Annotated in this window: 11 protein-coding genes; 2 read left to right on the top strand and 9 right to left on the bottom strand. The window is 57.4% G+C overall.

The genetic code is table 11. The features are described from left to right. Positions 1-151: 151 nt before the first annotated feature. Genes LH23_RS06825 through LH23_RS06835 form a run of 3 tightly spaced genes read right to left on the bottom strand, consistent with a single transcriptional unit; the run spans position 152 to position 3640 of the window. Complete coding sequence (locus LH23_RS06825; RefSeq protein ID WP_008455755.1) at positions 152-1096, bottom strand: ABC transporter substrate-binding protein; 945 nt, start codon at positions 1094-1096, stop codon at positions 152-154. A 35-nt stretch (positions 1097-1131) separates the two neighbouring features. After that, positions 1132-2124: an ABC transporter permease subunit gene (locus LH23_RS06830; protein ID WP_008455753.1), complete on the bottom strand. Its 993-nt coding sequence runs from the start codon at positions 2122-2124 to the stop codon at positions 1132-1134. After that, positions 2117-3640: a sugar ABC transporter ATP-binding protein gene (locus tag LH23_RS06835; RefSeq protein ID WP_039289404.1), complete on the bottom strand. Its 1524-nt coding sequence runs from the start codon at positions 3638-3640 to the stop codon at positions 2117-2119. The genes LH23_RS06830 and LH23_RS06835 overlap by 8 nt, the downstream gene beginning before the upstream one ends. 302 nt (positions 3641-3942) lie before the next feature. Here LH23_RS06835 and LH23_RS06840 point away from each other — a divergent pair, with 302 nt between their 5' ends. After that, entirely contained in the window at positions 3943-6525 is a 2583-nt protein-coding gene (locus LH23_RS06840; RefSeq protein ID WP_039289405.1) for an ATP-binding protein, read from the top strand. Here the strand turns inward: LH23_RS06840 and alsK are convergent. From alsK to LH23_RS06870, 6 genes are all read right to left on the bottom strand, one after another. Further along, the gene (alsK, locus tag LH23_RS06845; RefSeq protein WP_039289407.1) at positions 6458-7402 is read right to left on the bottom strand and encodes an allose kinase; all 945 of its coding nucleotides are present in this window, start codon (positions 7400-7402) and stop codon (positions 6458-6460) included. The two genes, LH23_RS06840 and alsK, sit on opposite strands and share 68 nt — an antisense overlap. Then, positions 7386-8081 (bottom strand): D-allulose 6-phosphate 3-epimerase, encoded by a 696-nt coding sequence (gene alsE / locus LH23_RS06850; protein WP_039289409.1) that lies wholly within the window; start codon positions 8079-8081, stop codon positions 7386-7388. Before alsE ends, alsK begins: the two co-directional genes overlap by 17 nt. 61 nt (positions 8082-8142) lie before the next feature. Further along, the gene (gene alsC, locus LH23_RS06855) at positions 8143-9123 is read right to left on the bottom strand and encodes a D-allose ABC transporter permease (RefSeq protein ID WP_038476559.1); all 981 of its coding nucleotides are present in this window, start codon (positions 9121-9123) and stop codon (positions 8143-8145) included. Beyond that, the gene (gene alsA / locus LH23_RS06860) at positions 9102-10634 is read right to left on the bottom strand and encodes a D-allose ABC transporter ATP-binding protein AlsA (RefSeq protein ID WP_039289412.1); all 1533 of its coding nucleotides are present in this window, start codon (positions 10632-10634) and stop codon (positions 9102-9104) included. Before alsA ends, alsC begins: the two co-directional genes overlap by 22 nt. A 287-nt stretch (positions 10635-10921) precedes the next feature. After that, a complete protein-coding gene (gene alsB / locus LH23_RS06865; protein WP_039289414.1) occupies positions 10922-11857 on the bottom strand; it encodes a D-allose transporter substrate-binding protein in 936 nt (311 codons plus the stop codon). A 55-nt stretch (positions 11858-11912) separates the two neighbouring features. Then, on the bottom strand, positions 11913-12803 hold the full coding sequence (locus LH23_RS06870) for a MurR/RpiR family transcriptional regulator (protein ID WP_008455739.1): 891 nt from the start codon (positions 12801-12803) through the stop codon (positions 11913-11915). A gap of 354 nt (positions 12804-13157) precedes the next feature. On the opposite strand from LH23_RS06870, the gene rpiB reads away from it, so the two are divergent. Beyond that, on the top strand, positions 13158-13607 hold the full coding sequence (rpiB, locus tag LH23_RS06875) for a bifunctional allose-6-phosphate isomerase/ribose-5-phosphate isomerase RpiB (RefSeq protein WP_039289417.1): 450 nt from the start codon (positions 13158-13160) through the stop codon (positions 13605-13607). Positions 13608-13657 lie beyond the last annotated feature (50 nt).

A 13657-nucleotide genomic window follows, 5' to 3' on the forward strand; every position in this document is an offset into this window, starting at 1 on the left:
TAACCCTCTCCCTGGAAGGGAGAGGGGACTGACGGCGTTCTGACTCGACCGAAGAGGATAAAACCTCACTCTAATCCTCTTCCTTCGGGGAGAGGGGACTTACGATTTTCTCCCTCTCCCCTTTGGGGAGAGGGCCGGGGTGAGGGGCAAATTACTTCACCGTCCACCCTTTGTAGCTGCCGATATTGCTCTTATCGATCATCGTCACCGGGATCAGCACCGGGCCTTTCGGCGCGGGTTTGCCCTGCAAAATGTCATAGCCAATCTCAACCGCTTTCGCCGCCATCACCTGCGGATCCTGGGCCGGGGTCGCCACAAACAGCGAGCTGCCGCCGCGCTTCAGGGCTTCTTCCCCATCCGGGCTGCCGTCCACGCCGACAATAAAGAACTCGTTACGTTGAGCCTGTTTTGCCGCCAGATCGGCCCCGATCGCCGTTGGGTCGTTGATCGCAAACACGCCGTCGATCTTCGGATTCGCCGCCAGCAGCGAGGTCATCACTTCCAGGCCACCTTCACGGCTGCCCTTAGCATTCTGGTTAGACGAAAGGATCTTAATATCCGGGTGTTTTTTGAATTCGGTTTCGCAGCCTTCGACGCGGTTCTGCACGGCGGAAACCGGCGGCCCGTTGATGATCACCACGTTGCCTTTGTCTTTCAGGCGATCCGAAATGTACTTACAGGCCATTTGCCCGGCCTGAGTGTTATCGGAAGTGATCGTGGCATCGGCGCCGTCTGCCGCAACGTCCACCGCCACAACAACGATCCCGGCGTCTTTCGCGCGTTTTACCGCCGGGCCGATCCCTTTAGAATCCGCGGCGTTAAGGATGATCATGTCCACCTTCGCGGCGATAAAGTTGTCGATCTGCGCCACCTGCTGGCCAAGATCGTAGCCGCTGGAGACCAGCGTCACTTTCACGTTATCACCGGCGAGCTTGCGGGCTTCCAGCTCGGCACCTTTGGTGATCTGCACGAAGAACGGGTTGGCGAGGTCGCCCACCGTCACGCCGATCGACTTTAACTCTTTCGCCTGGGCAAACGGCGCGCCTGCGATCATTGCACCAGCCAGTAACGCAGTAACTATAGGTTTCAAACGCATGCTGTTTTCCTCACTCGTAGGGTAGGGTTTTGTTGTTATGCACTTTGATTGTGACGGGTACGGTATTTGTCGATCAGCACCGCTATGATGATCACCGCCCCTTTGATCACCAATTGCCAGAAATAGGAGACGCCCATCAGCGTCATGCCGTTGTTGAGCGTGGCGATAATCAGCGCCCCCACCAGCGTGCCGGTGATGGTGCCAATTCCTCCCACGAAACTGGTTCCGCCGAGGATAACGGCGGCAATCGCATCCAGCTCGTAGCCCACGCCGAGGTTACCGTTGGCGCTGTAAAGCCGTGACGCACTCATGATGCCGCCCAGGCCGGAAAGCAGCCCGCTCATGCCGTACACGAACAGCAGCACCATCCACACTTTGATACCGGTCAGGCGTGCCGCCTGCATGTTGCCACCCACCGCGTAGATATGAACACCCAGCGTGGTGCGGCGCAGAATGAACCAACACACCGCAATCACCAGCAGGGCGATAACCACCAGCCACGGCACCGGGCCGAGATAGGCGTTACCAATCCACTCGAAGTTGATGTTGGAGTTAATCACTGTGGTGCCGTCGGCCAGCAGATACGCTGCGCCTCGCAGCGCGGTATAGGTGCCGAGCGTGACGATAAACGGCGGCAGCCCAGCCCAGGCGACCAGCATGCCGTTAAACAGCCCCAGCCCGGTGCCCATCAGCAGCGCCGCCGGAATCGACAGGCCTTCCCAGCCGGGCATCAGCGACACCACCATCGCCGTGACGGCGGTGGTACCGAGGATGGAGCCAACGGACAGGTCGATACCGCCGGTCAGAATAATGAAGGTCATTCCCGCCGCCAGCACGATGTTGATGGACGACTGGCGGGCGATATTGAGCAGGTTAGACTCGGTGAAGAAGTTAGGGGCGACAAAGCCAAAGACGGCGATGATCAGTACCAGAATCGGCAGAATACCGACGGTTTGCATCAAATCGCCGAACAGGGCTTTTTTGAGCGAGGCGGATTTTGCCACCGGTTGCGTGCCTGAGTTAGTCATGGTGCACCTCTTTCTTATGGGCCTCGGTCACGCCGGTAGCCAGGGTCATAATATTTTCTTGCGTAATGTTGTGGCGCAGCAGCTCGCCGGCAATGCTGCCTTCGCGCATGACGTACACCCGGTCGCTCATGCCCACCACTTCGGGCAGCTCGCTGGAAATCATTAAAATGGCCACGCCCTGGCGGGCCAGCTGGTTCATGATGCGGTAAATCTCGCTTTTTGCGCCCACGTCCACGCCGCGCGTTGGCTCGTCGAGGATCAGGATGCGCGGGCCAATGGCAACCCAGCGGGAAATCAGCAGTTTTTGCTGGTTGCCGCCGGACAGGCCCCCGGCGCGAACCTGTGCGTGAGGGACGCGAATATTCAGCAGGCTGATGGCGTCGTCGGAAATGGTCTGGGCTTTTTTGCGGTCGAGCATGCCGAAGTGGGCGTCACGCTCAAGCGTGGCCATGGTGATGTTGTCCTGCGCGGCCAGCTCAAGGAACAGCCCCTGCTCTTTGCGGTTTTCGGTCAGGAAGCCAATGCCGTGCTGAATCGCCTCGCGGGGGGAGTGCAGCGTCACAAGCTGGCCGTCGATCTCAATCGAGCCGCCCGTAGGTTTGCGCACGCCGAAGATCAGCTGTGCCAGTTCTGAACGTCCCGCGCCAACCAATCCGGCCAGGCCGACTATCTCCCCGGAACGAACATGCAGGCTGACGGGCTGTACTTTGCCGTTGTCCGTCAGGTGATGGACATTCAGGCGAGGGCTGCCCAATGGGATATCCCGCTCTTTGTTAAACAGGTCGCTGAGGGGGCGGCCCACCATCATTTTGACCAGCTCGCTGGCGTTCAGGTTTTCGCGCGTCAGGCTGCCGACGTACTGGCCGTCGCGCAGCACGCTGACCCGGTCAGACAGCTCATAGATCTCCGCCATGCGGTGGCTGATGTAGATAATCGCCATGCCTTCATCGCGCAGGCGGAAAATCAGCTCAAACAGGCGATGCGTTTCGCGAGAGGAGAGGGCGGCGGTGGGTTCATCCATCACCAGAATACGGCTGTTGCGCTGGAGCGCACGGGCAATCTCAACCTGCTGCTGCTCGGCAATGGTGAGCTTCATCACGAGGTCGGTGGCTTTAAACTGCGCCCCGAGGCGGTCAATCACCGCCTGCGCCTGCTGCACCATCTCTTTACGCTGCACCAGGCCGCCGCGCGCCAGCTCGCTGCCAAGGAAAATGTTCTCCGCCACGGTAAGGTTTGGCGCGAGCTGCATCTCCTGGTAAATCAGCGTGATGCCAGCGTTGAGGGCATCTTTCGGGCCTTTGATGGCGTAGGGTTCACCGTCAATCAGCACTTCGCCGCTGGTGGCGATGTAAGCCCCGGCGAGGATCTTCATCAGGGTACTTTTGCCCGCGCCGTTCTCGCCCATTAGCGCATGGATTTCACCGGGGAAGACCGTTAAATCGACGCCTTTTAGCGCATAAAATTTGCCAAACGACTTGGCAATATTGCGCATTTCCAGAATGGGAACTCTGCTCATGGTGCGGCGCCTGTGGTGGTTATTTATAGGGCCAGTCAACCACGCGCCGGTAAATGCAAAATGTCAGCCGCCGTTCATATTTGTCATAGAGTTGAATAGTTAACCTGGATCACATTCCCGGCGTGGAAATATTTATCAAAATCCGTGCAATGCTTAACTGGAGTGAATGTGTGACCCTCACCCCGGCCCTCTCCCTGAAAGGGAGAGGGGGAAAGGCGGCGCGCTATTCGTTGTCCTCTATTTTCCCTCTCCCCTCTGGGGAGAGGGTCAGGGTGAGGGGAAAAAACAACCACGGAGCCTCTATGACCCAGCCTCGCCCGTCCTTCTTCGCCAGCGCCCGTGGCCGCCTGCTGTTCTTCAACCTGCTGGTGGTGGCGGTCACGCTGATGGTCTGCGGCGTGGCGGTGCTCGGTTTTGAACATGCCAGCCGCCTGCAGGAACAGGTGCAGGGGCAAACGCTGCTCGACATGTCCGGCAGCATGGAGCTGGCGCGCGACACCTCCAACGTGGCGACGGCGGCGGTCAGGCTTTCTCAGGTTGTCGGCGCGCTGGAATACCAAAGCGAAGCGGAAAGCCTGAAGCAGACCCAGCTTTCGCTGCAAAACTCGCTTTCTCATCTGGCTACCGCGCCGCTGGCCAGGCGCGAACCACAGTTGGTCAGCCGGATCATCGCCCGCAGCAACGAGCTGGAAAGCAGCGTCACCAACATGCTGGTGATGGGGCACCGCCGCCACTTGCAGCGCAACCTGCTGCTGAGCGCCCTGTACCAGAACCAGAGCTATCTTGAGCACCTGCAGGAGGTTAACGCGCGCGAAGGGCTGAACGTGCCGGATGCCGCGCTGCTCAAAGAGATGGATCGCCTGATCCTGGTGGCGATTCAGTCTTCTTCGCCGAGGCCAGCGGTACGCCAGCTTAGCGAAGTGATGCAGCTCTTGCCCGCACAAGCGCCATCGCCGCTGGCGGACAGCATTTTGCAGCAGTTCAGAAGCGGCCTGCAGCAGCTGCCGCCGCTCTCTGCCCAGCTTGAGGAAAGCGATCTGGGCATCGCCTGGCACATGTACCACATCAAAGCGCTGGTGGCTTTTCTGAATCAGGACATCAACCTGTACGTGCAAAAAGTCGGGGAAGAGTCCCGGCAGCGCAGCCAGCAAAGCCACCGGGATTTGCAGTCCATCATCGCCTTTATCGGCCTGTTCGCCCTGCTGGCGCTGGTGATCACCGGCTTCGCCGGGCTGTATATCTACCGCAACCTCGGCTCTAACTTAACGGCCATTTCCCAGGCGATGACGCGGCTGGCGAAGGGCGAAAAAGAGGTCAGCGTGCCTGCGCAGCAGCGGCGTGATGAGCTGGGCGAGCTGGCCAGGGCGTTTAACGTCTTTGCCCGCAATACCGCGTCGCTGGAGCACACTTCGCGCCTGCTGAAAGAGAAAAGTACCTTGCTGGAAACCACCTTCCACGCCATGCGCGACGGCTTTGCGCTGTTCGACAGCGACGGTTTCCTGGTGGTGTGGAACCAGCAGTACCCGCTGCTGCTGGGGCTGGACCCACAGCGCCTGCAGCGTGGCCAGCACTACCTCGGGCTACTCAAACAGGTCACGCCGCTGCAGGAACACATGCTCGGCAATCTTTCCCGGCCTTTGCCGAAGCCGCAGGAACTGAGGCTGGCGGACGGGCGTACCATCGAGCTGCGCTTTAGCCCGGTGCCGGGGCGGGGCATGGTGAACGTGGTGCTGGAACGCAGCGAGCGCAAGGCGCTGGAAGAGGCGCTGGTGCACAGTCAAAAAATGAAGGCGGTGGGGCAACTCACCGGCGGCCTGGCGCACGATTTTAATAACCTGCTGGCGGTGATTATCGGCAGCCTGGAGCTGACCGCGACAGACTCACCGGACGCCGTGCGCATTCAGCGTGCGCTGAAGGCCGCCGAACGGGGCGCTCAGCTTACCCAGCGGCTGCTTGCCTTTTCCCGTAAGCAGCCGCTGCATCCGCGTGCGGTGGCGATGAAAAGCCTGCTGGAAAACCTCGATCCGCTGATGCGCCACTCTTTGCCCGCCCACCTTACGCTTAGCGTAGAAGCCCAGCAGCCCGCCTGGCCTGCGTGGATCGACGTTAACCAGCTGGAGAACGCGATCATCAATCTGGTGATGAACGCCAGGGACGCCATGGAAGGCCGCAGCGGTGAAATCAAAATCCGCACCTGGAACCAGCGCGTGGTGCGCGGCGAAGGGCGCAAACAGGATATGGTGGTGATTGAAGTGGCCGACACCGGCCACGGCATGACGGATGAAGTGAAGGCGCAGGTGTTTGAGCCGTTCTTCACCACCAAACAGACCGGCAGCGGCAGCGGGCTGGGGCTGTCGATGGTGTATGGCTTTGTGCGCCAGTCCGGCGGGCGGGTGCAAATAGAAAGCGAGCCAGGCAAAGGGACTCGGGTCATACTGCAACTGCCTCGTGCATCTGCGGAGGTGCAACCGGAGGCCTTGCCGCTGGCCGGTGAACAGGCCGACATTGCCGACCAGCTTGTGCTGGTGCTGGAAGACGAACCGGACGTACGCCAGACGCTGTGCGAGCAGCTGCATGAGCTGGGTTATCTGACGCTGGAAGCCAGCGACAGCCAGCAGGCGCTGGAGCTAATGACGGAGGTGCCGGACATTGGCCTCGTGATCAGCGACCTGATGCTGCCCGGCGAGTTAAGCGGCGCGGATGTGCTGCAGCAGGCTCGCCGCCACCATCCTCAGCTGGATTTGTTGCTGATCAGCGGGCAAGACCTTCGCCGCAGCGAACAGCACTTGCCCGATGTGGAGCTGCTGCGCAAGCCGTTTACCCGAGCGCAGCTTGCTGAGGCGCTACGTAAAGCGCGGGCAAGAAACAGGCGCGGGCCAGCGTAGCCGCACCCTGAGCGCCGTTGAAGGCCGAGGACGACGCGTCGATAAAGCGCACAGCATCATGCGGCAAAGGGCGGCGCAGATAGCGTTTCGTCTGCGCCACCAGTGCCTCACGCGGGAAATCGACCATGTCCATCACCCCGCCGCCGAGGATCACCGCATCCGGGTCGAAGAGGTTGATGCTGGTGGCGATGGCGCGCGCCGCATGGTCGAGCAGGGCAACGACAAACGGCTCCTGGGCGGCAAAGGTAAACAGCTCGCCAATTTCGTACGTTTTCGGGCTGGCGTCGTACCAGCGTTTCAGGGCAATCCCCGAGCACACCGTCTCCAGGCAGCCTGCATTGCCGCAGCCGCAGGTCAGGTGCATATCGCCCTGCGGAATATGGCCCAGTTCCCCGGCAACCCCGTTGGCGCCGGTCCAGGGGGCGCCGTTCAGCCAGACGGCAAAGCCCATGCCGGTGCCGAGATAAGCCCCCAGCACCTGCTGATGCTGCAGGCCGTTTTGCGCGACGTCGAAAGAGAGCTGCAGGTTTACATCCCGAGAAAACTCGACCGGGCAGCCGATCGCATCCTCCAGCTTGCCCGCCAGCTCGTTCAGTTCCAGCGCGGAAAGCGGCAAATTCGGCGTGGAGATGATCGTGCGCTTGTCTTTGCCCACCAGCGCCGGGAACCCCATCACCATGCCGCGACAGCGGGCGTGAAAGTGATCCAGTCGATCGTTTAACAGGTGGGCGATCCCGCAGACTACGCCACCCACGATAATCTCTGCCGTGCGCTGTTTTTCACAGTGCAGCACCGTGCCGGACTCGTCCTGCAAACACAGGCGGATATGGGTGGCGCCCATATCCACTCCGGCCACCACGTTAAGCGGTTTTGGCATGGGGCATAACCTCGTCTTTGGCCGCCAGGATCTGCTCGCTCATCACCTGCCAGGCCTCGTCGATATCCCGGGCGTGGTTAAACAGCCCGGAAGTGCCGACGATAAACACATCTGCCCCGGCGGCCATGAGTCGTTCATAGGTTGCCGCGTTGCAGGAACCGTCAATTTCAATCTCGTAGCTCAGCCCTTCGCGCTCACGCCAGGCTTTCAGCTCGGCCACTTTGTCCAGCATTTCTGGGATAAACGGCTGGCCGGCAAACCCTGGGTCAACGGTCATCACCGTCACCTTGTCTGCCTTATGAATGTAGTACTTCATCGCCTCAACCGGCGTTTCCGGGTTCAAAATCAGGCCAACTTTCATGCCGTGGCGGCGGATCTCTTCGATGAGGCGGAAGGCCTGGCCGTTAATGGTTTCCGGGTGCAGGGTGATAATGTCCGCCCCGGCCTGCGCCAGCGGGACGATGTAATCCTGCGGGCGGGTGACCATTAAGTGGCAGTCCAGCGGCTTGCTGGCAAGCTTCCTGACCTGGCCGACGAAGAACGGGGACAGCGTCAGGTTCGGCACAAAGTGACCGTCCATAATGTCGATATGGAAGTAGTCCGCGTGCAGGTCGATAAACTCAATCTGTTCCTGGAATTTTGCCAGATCCATGCACATCAAAGAGGGGGAAATTTTCATTACAAGCTCCTGTAAATCTATGGATTTCTGACAGCGGGTGCGGCCAACGCATCTGCCGTTCTTATTTACTGATTAACCGATCCAGGGCCACCGCAGCGATGATAAGCCCGCCCATTACCACCAGCTGGTAATAGGTTTGTACCTGGAGAATATTGAGCCCGTTGTTGATGGTGCCGATGATCAGGCCGCCAATCACCACCGAGAAAATCCGGCCCTTGCCGCCGAAGAAGCTGGTGCCGCCGATGATGGCGCTGGCGATGGCGTAGGTTTCAAACCCCATGCCCGCCAGCGGCTCTGCCGCCCCAAGACGCGCGGTTGAAACCACGCCAGCCAGCCCGGCGCAGATGCCGGAGATGATGAACACCACCAGCATGTGGAACTTCACGTCGATGCCGGAATAGAACGCCGAGTTCTTATTGCCGCCGAGGGCGTAAATATTGCGGCCGAGACGCGTGCGGGTGGTCAGGAACCACAGTATCCCGGCGACAATCAGCGAGAAGATCACCGGCACCGGGATACCGAGCGGCGTGGCGGCGAAGAAGTTCACGAAGTCGAACGAGAAGCCGTACACCGAGTTGGCGTCAGAGATAACCAGCGTGATGCCACGGAAGATGGCGTTGGTACCGAGGGTGATGATGAACGGATGCAGCCCCGTCCAGTTCACCAGGCAGCCGTTAATCGCCCCGAGCAGCCCGCCGACAATCACGCCGCCAATCAGCGCCGCAAGGAACGGATCAACGCCCGCCAGCATCAGTTTGGCGGTGACCATGCCGGAAAGCGCCAGAATCGCGCCCACAGACAGGTCGATCCCCGCCACCAGAATGGCGAAGAACTCCCCCATACCGATAAGCACTGTCACCGAGCTTTGCACAAAGATGGCGCTGATGTTGCTGGCCGTCAGGAAGTACTCAGCGGAGAGCGTGCCGAAGATGGCGACGATAATCGCGAGGATGAAGAAGGTGCCGTATTTGTCCCAAAACTGGGCGAAATTGAACGGTTTTTTCTCGCTTTCTTCGCGTTTCATTCTTGTGGTAATGCCCATGCCATAATCTCCTCTTCGCTGATATCGTCGCGATTGGTCAGGATTTGCGTCAGTCGCCCTTCGCAGAACACGGCAATGCGGTCGCAGACGGCGATAATTTCGGGAAGCTCAGACGACACCATCAGGATGACTTTTCCGTCATCCGCCAGCTGGCGCATCACTTTGTAGATTTCGGCCTTCGCGCCGACGTCGATGCCGCGGGTAGGCTCATCGAAAATGATCACTTCCGGATTGCAGCACAGCCATTTAGAAATCAGCACCTTCTGCTGATTGCCGCCGGAAAGTTCGGTAATGTTTTGGTCGACGCTGTGGCACTTCAGCGCCAGCAGCTGGCGCTGGGCTTCGGCAGTCTGGCGCTCCTCAGCCTCGTTAAACAGGCCCATCGCGCCTTTGTAACCGCCGCGCTTGAGGCTCTGGCTGACGGCCATGTTCTGGGCGATGGAGAAGTTGGCGAAGAAGCCGTTATCGCGGCGGCTTTCGGTGATGTAGCCCATGCCTTTTTTCAGCGCGTCCATCGGCGAGCTGGGCGAGATGTTTTTCCCGTTAAGCAGAATGTCCCCGGCTGATCGTTTGTCCACGCCAAACAGGCAGTCCATCAGCTCGGTGCGCCCGGAGCCGACGAGGCCGGAAAAACCCAGGATCTCGCCCCGGTTGACGCTGAACGAAATGTCTTTCACTTTTTTGCGGTCGCGGCTGCTGACGTTCTTCACCTCAAACACCACGTCAGGCTCGACGTTCCCGGCGCTCTCTTTCATTGCGCTAAAGCGGTTTTGCAGCTCGCGACCGACCATCAGGCGCACAATGTCGTCGTTGGAGACGTCGCTGACCAGGCCGCTGCAGACGCTGCTGCCGTCCTTCATGACCGTGTAGCGGTCGCAGATGCGGCGGATTTCGGCGAGCTTGTGGGAGATGTACACCATCGCCGTGCCTTCTTTCCGCAGCTGATTCATGATGAGAAAAAGATAATCCACTTCTTTATTGGTTAAAGAAGAGGTGGGTTCATCCATAATAATGACTTTGGCGTCCAGCATTAATGTTTTGGCAATTTCTAACATTTGCTTGTGACTGATGGATAAATTACCCACCTTTTCATCGAGATCCACTTTTAAGCCGACACGCAAAAGCATCATCGCGGCGCGAATACGCATCTCTTTCCAGTCAACAATATTAATCCCGAAGACTTTTTTAGTGGTATGGCGGCCAATATAAAGATTTTCTAAAACCGTTAATTCATCAATGACGCTGAGTTCTTGATAAATAATCCCAATGCCGAGCTGTGCCGCTAATTTATGATCAAGCTTTTCATAATTAACGTTATTAATCGTAATGGTGCCTTTGGTCGGTTCGTGAATACCCGACAGGACTTTCATTAGGGTTGATTTACCTGCACCATTTTCCCCGAGCAGCGCATGAATTTCGCCGGGAAATATTGTTAAATCAACCGATTTTAATGCGTGAACCGGACCAAAGGATTTGCCGATCCCCGCCATTGCAATGTATGGCGTGACCATGACGAGCCTCAATCATTTTTAGCGAAGGTTTCCCCTCACCCTAACCCTCTCCCCACAGGGGAGAGGGGACGGTACCGAGCTGATGTTGATGTTCTCTCTCGTCCCGAAAGGGAGAGGGAATAACTGCTGCCACTGCTTTTCTTTTAGTACTCTTTTTGCACCTTTGCCCGCGAGAGATGACTACTCCTTCTTTCACCCTCTCCCTGCGGACGAGGGCTACTCCTTTTTTCTCCCTCTCCCTGTGGGAGAGGGCCGGGGTGAGGGCATCAGGCGACTCAGGTTTAAAACTATTTCGTCACCAGTACCGAATCCACCAGGCTAAACTGCGGGGCCTTATCCAGCGCAATCACCTTGCCCGTTTTCGCCGCATCTACCAGCAGCTTCAGGCCTGTCGCACCGATATCCGCCGGGTTCTGCGCTACGGTGGCGGTCATCTGCCCGTCAGCCACCATCTTACGGGCTTCCGGGATACCGTCGGTGCCAACCACCAGAATTTTCCCGGTCTTCCCGGCGTTAGCCACCGCCTGAGCGGCACCCATCGCCATGGTGTCGTTCGCGCAGTAGAAGGCTTTCAGATTTGGATTTCGCTGCAGCACGTTGGTGGCCACATCGAGTGCCTTGATGCGGTCCCAGTCGGCGGGCTGGCTGGCAACCAGTTTAATCTGGCTGGCTTTCTTAAAGGCATCGCTGGCGCCTACGCGACGGGCTTCGCCGGAGGCGTTACCTGCTTTACCTTCGATGATGGCCACGTCGCCGCCTGCGGCACTGAGCTTATCGATGATGAAGCCTGCGCCTTTCGCGCCGACCGCCACATTATCGGTGGTAACAAAGGCTTCGACGTTGCCGCCGGCTTTTTTCAGGTTATCCATATCGATTTTTTCATCGAGGTTGACCAGGTAAATGCCTTTTTTCCAGGCATTCGCCACCGGCACCACGAGGTTGACCGAGGAGAGCGGCGCAAAAGCGATGCCTTTGTATTTCTTATTAGTTAAATCTTCAAAAAGCTGTAATTGCGACTGGAAATCCCCTTCCGAAGGCGAAGCAAAAATATCAACACTAACGCCCAGCGTTTTAGCTTCATCTTCAATGCCTTTTTTCATATCCACCCAATAAGGGTTGGATAATGTTTTTAATACCACCGCATAATCGGCAGCCGCAAAAGCGCTGGTGGATAACATCAGGCCCATAGCAGCGCCGCTGAATATTTTCAGATATTTATTCATAATAATATTCTCAGTGTAGGGTACAGTCAGATCCCGCTGAGGCGGGATCTCTTTTTTACTTCAGCGCGCCTGGGGAAAAGAAATCCACAATTGCACCGGTTTTTTGCATATTTAATGTTGCCTGTTCAATATTTTGCTGTGCGACTGAAACAAAAAACGCATCGAGTAATGTTAATTGTAATATACGCGCCGAAGCGTTACGGCCCAATAAAGGCGTCTCGGGCGCCGGTGAACAAATAATAAAATCAGCGAGCCGGGCAATCGGCGAATGATAGCTATGGGTAATACAAATTATTTTTGCGCCGTTCTTTTTCGCCAGCTCCACCGCCGCTTTTAAATCACCTGTGCGCCCTGAATGGGACACAACCAGCACTACATCGCCTTCTTTTAGCAGCGAGGCCGACATCATCATGATGTGGGCATCCTGGTATGCCTGGCAGCGCACGCCGATGCGCAAAAACTTATGCTGGATGTCGTTACAAATGGCGTTTGAGCCGCCCACGCCGTACAAATCCCGCTGTTTTGCCTTCGCGAAGTAGCGCGCCGCACGGTGGATCTCATCCACGTTGACGATCGACTGCCCTTCCATAATGGTCCGCAGGGTGATGTTAAACACCTTGTTGACCACATCCTGCGGCGCTTCGTCGAAGGCAAGCTCGGTCGGCAGCACCTGCTCTGACTCGGAAAAGTAGGTGACCAGCGCGCTGCGCAGGTTGCGGAAGCCGCTGAACCCCAGCAGCTTCGAGACTTTAACGATCATCGCTTCCGACACCGCAAGGGCTTCGGCAACGTCTTTAATGGCCGGGGCATCGCTCAGATTGCCGGGCTTCAACAACCAGTCGACGATGCGGCTTTCGTTGTCCGTCATCCCCTCCTGCTTCATGCGCAGCCAGGGGGCAAGGCCGATGCCGAACGGCGGCTGTGAATCAATATCTGACTGACTCATCCTGTTCTCTCGTGTCCGTAGAGTGAAGACGCCACTATAACACCACAGCGTGTGCAGAAAATATGCTGCATACTTCACAAAAATAATTAATTCATAAAGTTTTACTTTTTGTGAAGTTAGGCGATCGCTTAATTTTATTTATTTATATGAATTATAACGAATTAATTTAAATTCTCTCGTTAATGGAAGTCGTTTTATGACACGAGAATGACAAGTCTGTGCATTGTGTTGTGAAGAGAATCGGTGTAGAAATGGCCACGAACCCGGCAATTTTGCCGATTAATTGGGCAGTGAACCGGTCTTAAATCACGAAAATTGTCGGGTTCGTAAAGTAACGGCAACGGTGAGGATAAAATGAAAAAAATTGCATTTGGCTGTGACCACGTAGGCTTCCTGCTGAAGGCGGAGATTGTGGAGCATCTTCAGGAGAAGGGCATTGAGGTGCTGGACAAGGGGACCTGGTCTGGCGAGCGCACGGATTACCCGCTCTACGCCAGCGCGGTGGCAGAAGCCGTGGTGAACGGCGAAGCTGAGGGAGGCATTTTAATTTGCGGTACCGGCGTGGGGATTTCGATCACCGCCAATAAATTTCCTGGTATTCGGGCGGTGGTCTGCAGCGAACCTTATTCCGCGCTGCTTTCCCGCCAGCACAACAATACCAACGTGTTGGCTTTCGGCTCCCGCGTGGTGGGGCTGGATTTGGCCAAAATGATCGTCGATGCATGGCTAAGCGGGCAGTTTGAAGGCGGACGCCATCAGGCGCGAGTCGAGGCCATTGGCGCGCTGGAATCGCCGAGAATTTGAGATTCCTCCGCTACTGCGCGTGAGGCCGGCTGACTACGCTGAGGTCAGTC

It is taken from the genome of Cedecea neteri (assembly GCF_000758305.1).
Classification (GTDB): Bacteria; Pseudomonadota; Gammaproteobacteria; order Enterobacterales; family Enterobacteriaceae; genus Cedecea; species Cedecea neteri_C.

Excerpts from the sequence above, each read along its gene's own strand:
- LH23_RS06840 (WP_039289405.1), top strand. The coding sequence starts at position 3,943 with ATGACCCAGCCTCGCCCGTCCTTCTTCGCCAGCGCCCGTGGCCGCCTG.
- LH23_RS06830 (WP_008455753.1), bottom strand. The coding sequence starts at position 2,124 with ATGACTAACTCAGGCACGCAACCGGTGGCAAAATCCGCCTCGCTCAAA.
- alsE (WP_039289409.1), bottom strand. The coding sequence starts at position 8,081 with ATGAAAATTTCCCCCTCTTTGATGTGCATGGATCTGGCAAAATTCCAG.
- LH23_RS06825 (WP_008455755.1), bottom strand. The coding sequence starts at position 1,096 with ATGCGTTTGAAACCTATAGTTACTGCGTTACTGGCTGGTGCAATGATC.
- alsK (WP_039289407.1), bottom strand. The coding sequence starts at position 7,402 with ATGCCAAAACCGCTTAACGTGGTGGCCGGAGTGGATATGGGCGCCACC.
- LH23_RS06870 (WP_008455739.1), bottom strand. The coding sequence starts at position 12,803 with ATGAGTCAGTCAGATATTGATTCACAGCCGCCGTTCGGCATCGGCCTT.
- alsC (WP_038476559.1), bottom strand. The coding sequence starts at position 9,123 with ATGGGCATTACCACAAGAATGAAACGCGAAGAAAGCGAGAAAAAACCG.
- rpiB (WP_039289417.1), top strand. The coding sequence starts at position 13,158 with ATGAAAAAAATTGCATTTGGCTGTGACCACGTAGGCTTCCTGCTGAAG.
- alsA (WP_039289412.1), bottom strand. The coding sequence starts at position 10,634 with ATGGTCACGCCATACATTGCAATGGCGGGGATCGGCAAATCCTTTGGT.
- LH23_RS06835 (WP_039289404.1), bottom strand. The coding sequence starts at position 3,640 with ATGAGCAGAGTTCCCATTCTGGAAATGCGCAATATTGCCAAGTCGTTT.
- alsB (WP_039289414.1), bottom strand. The coding sequence starts at position 11,857 with ATGAATAAATATCTGAAAATATTCAGCGGCGCTGCTATGGGCCTGATG.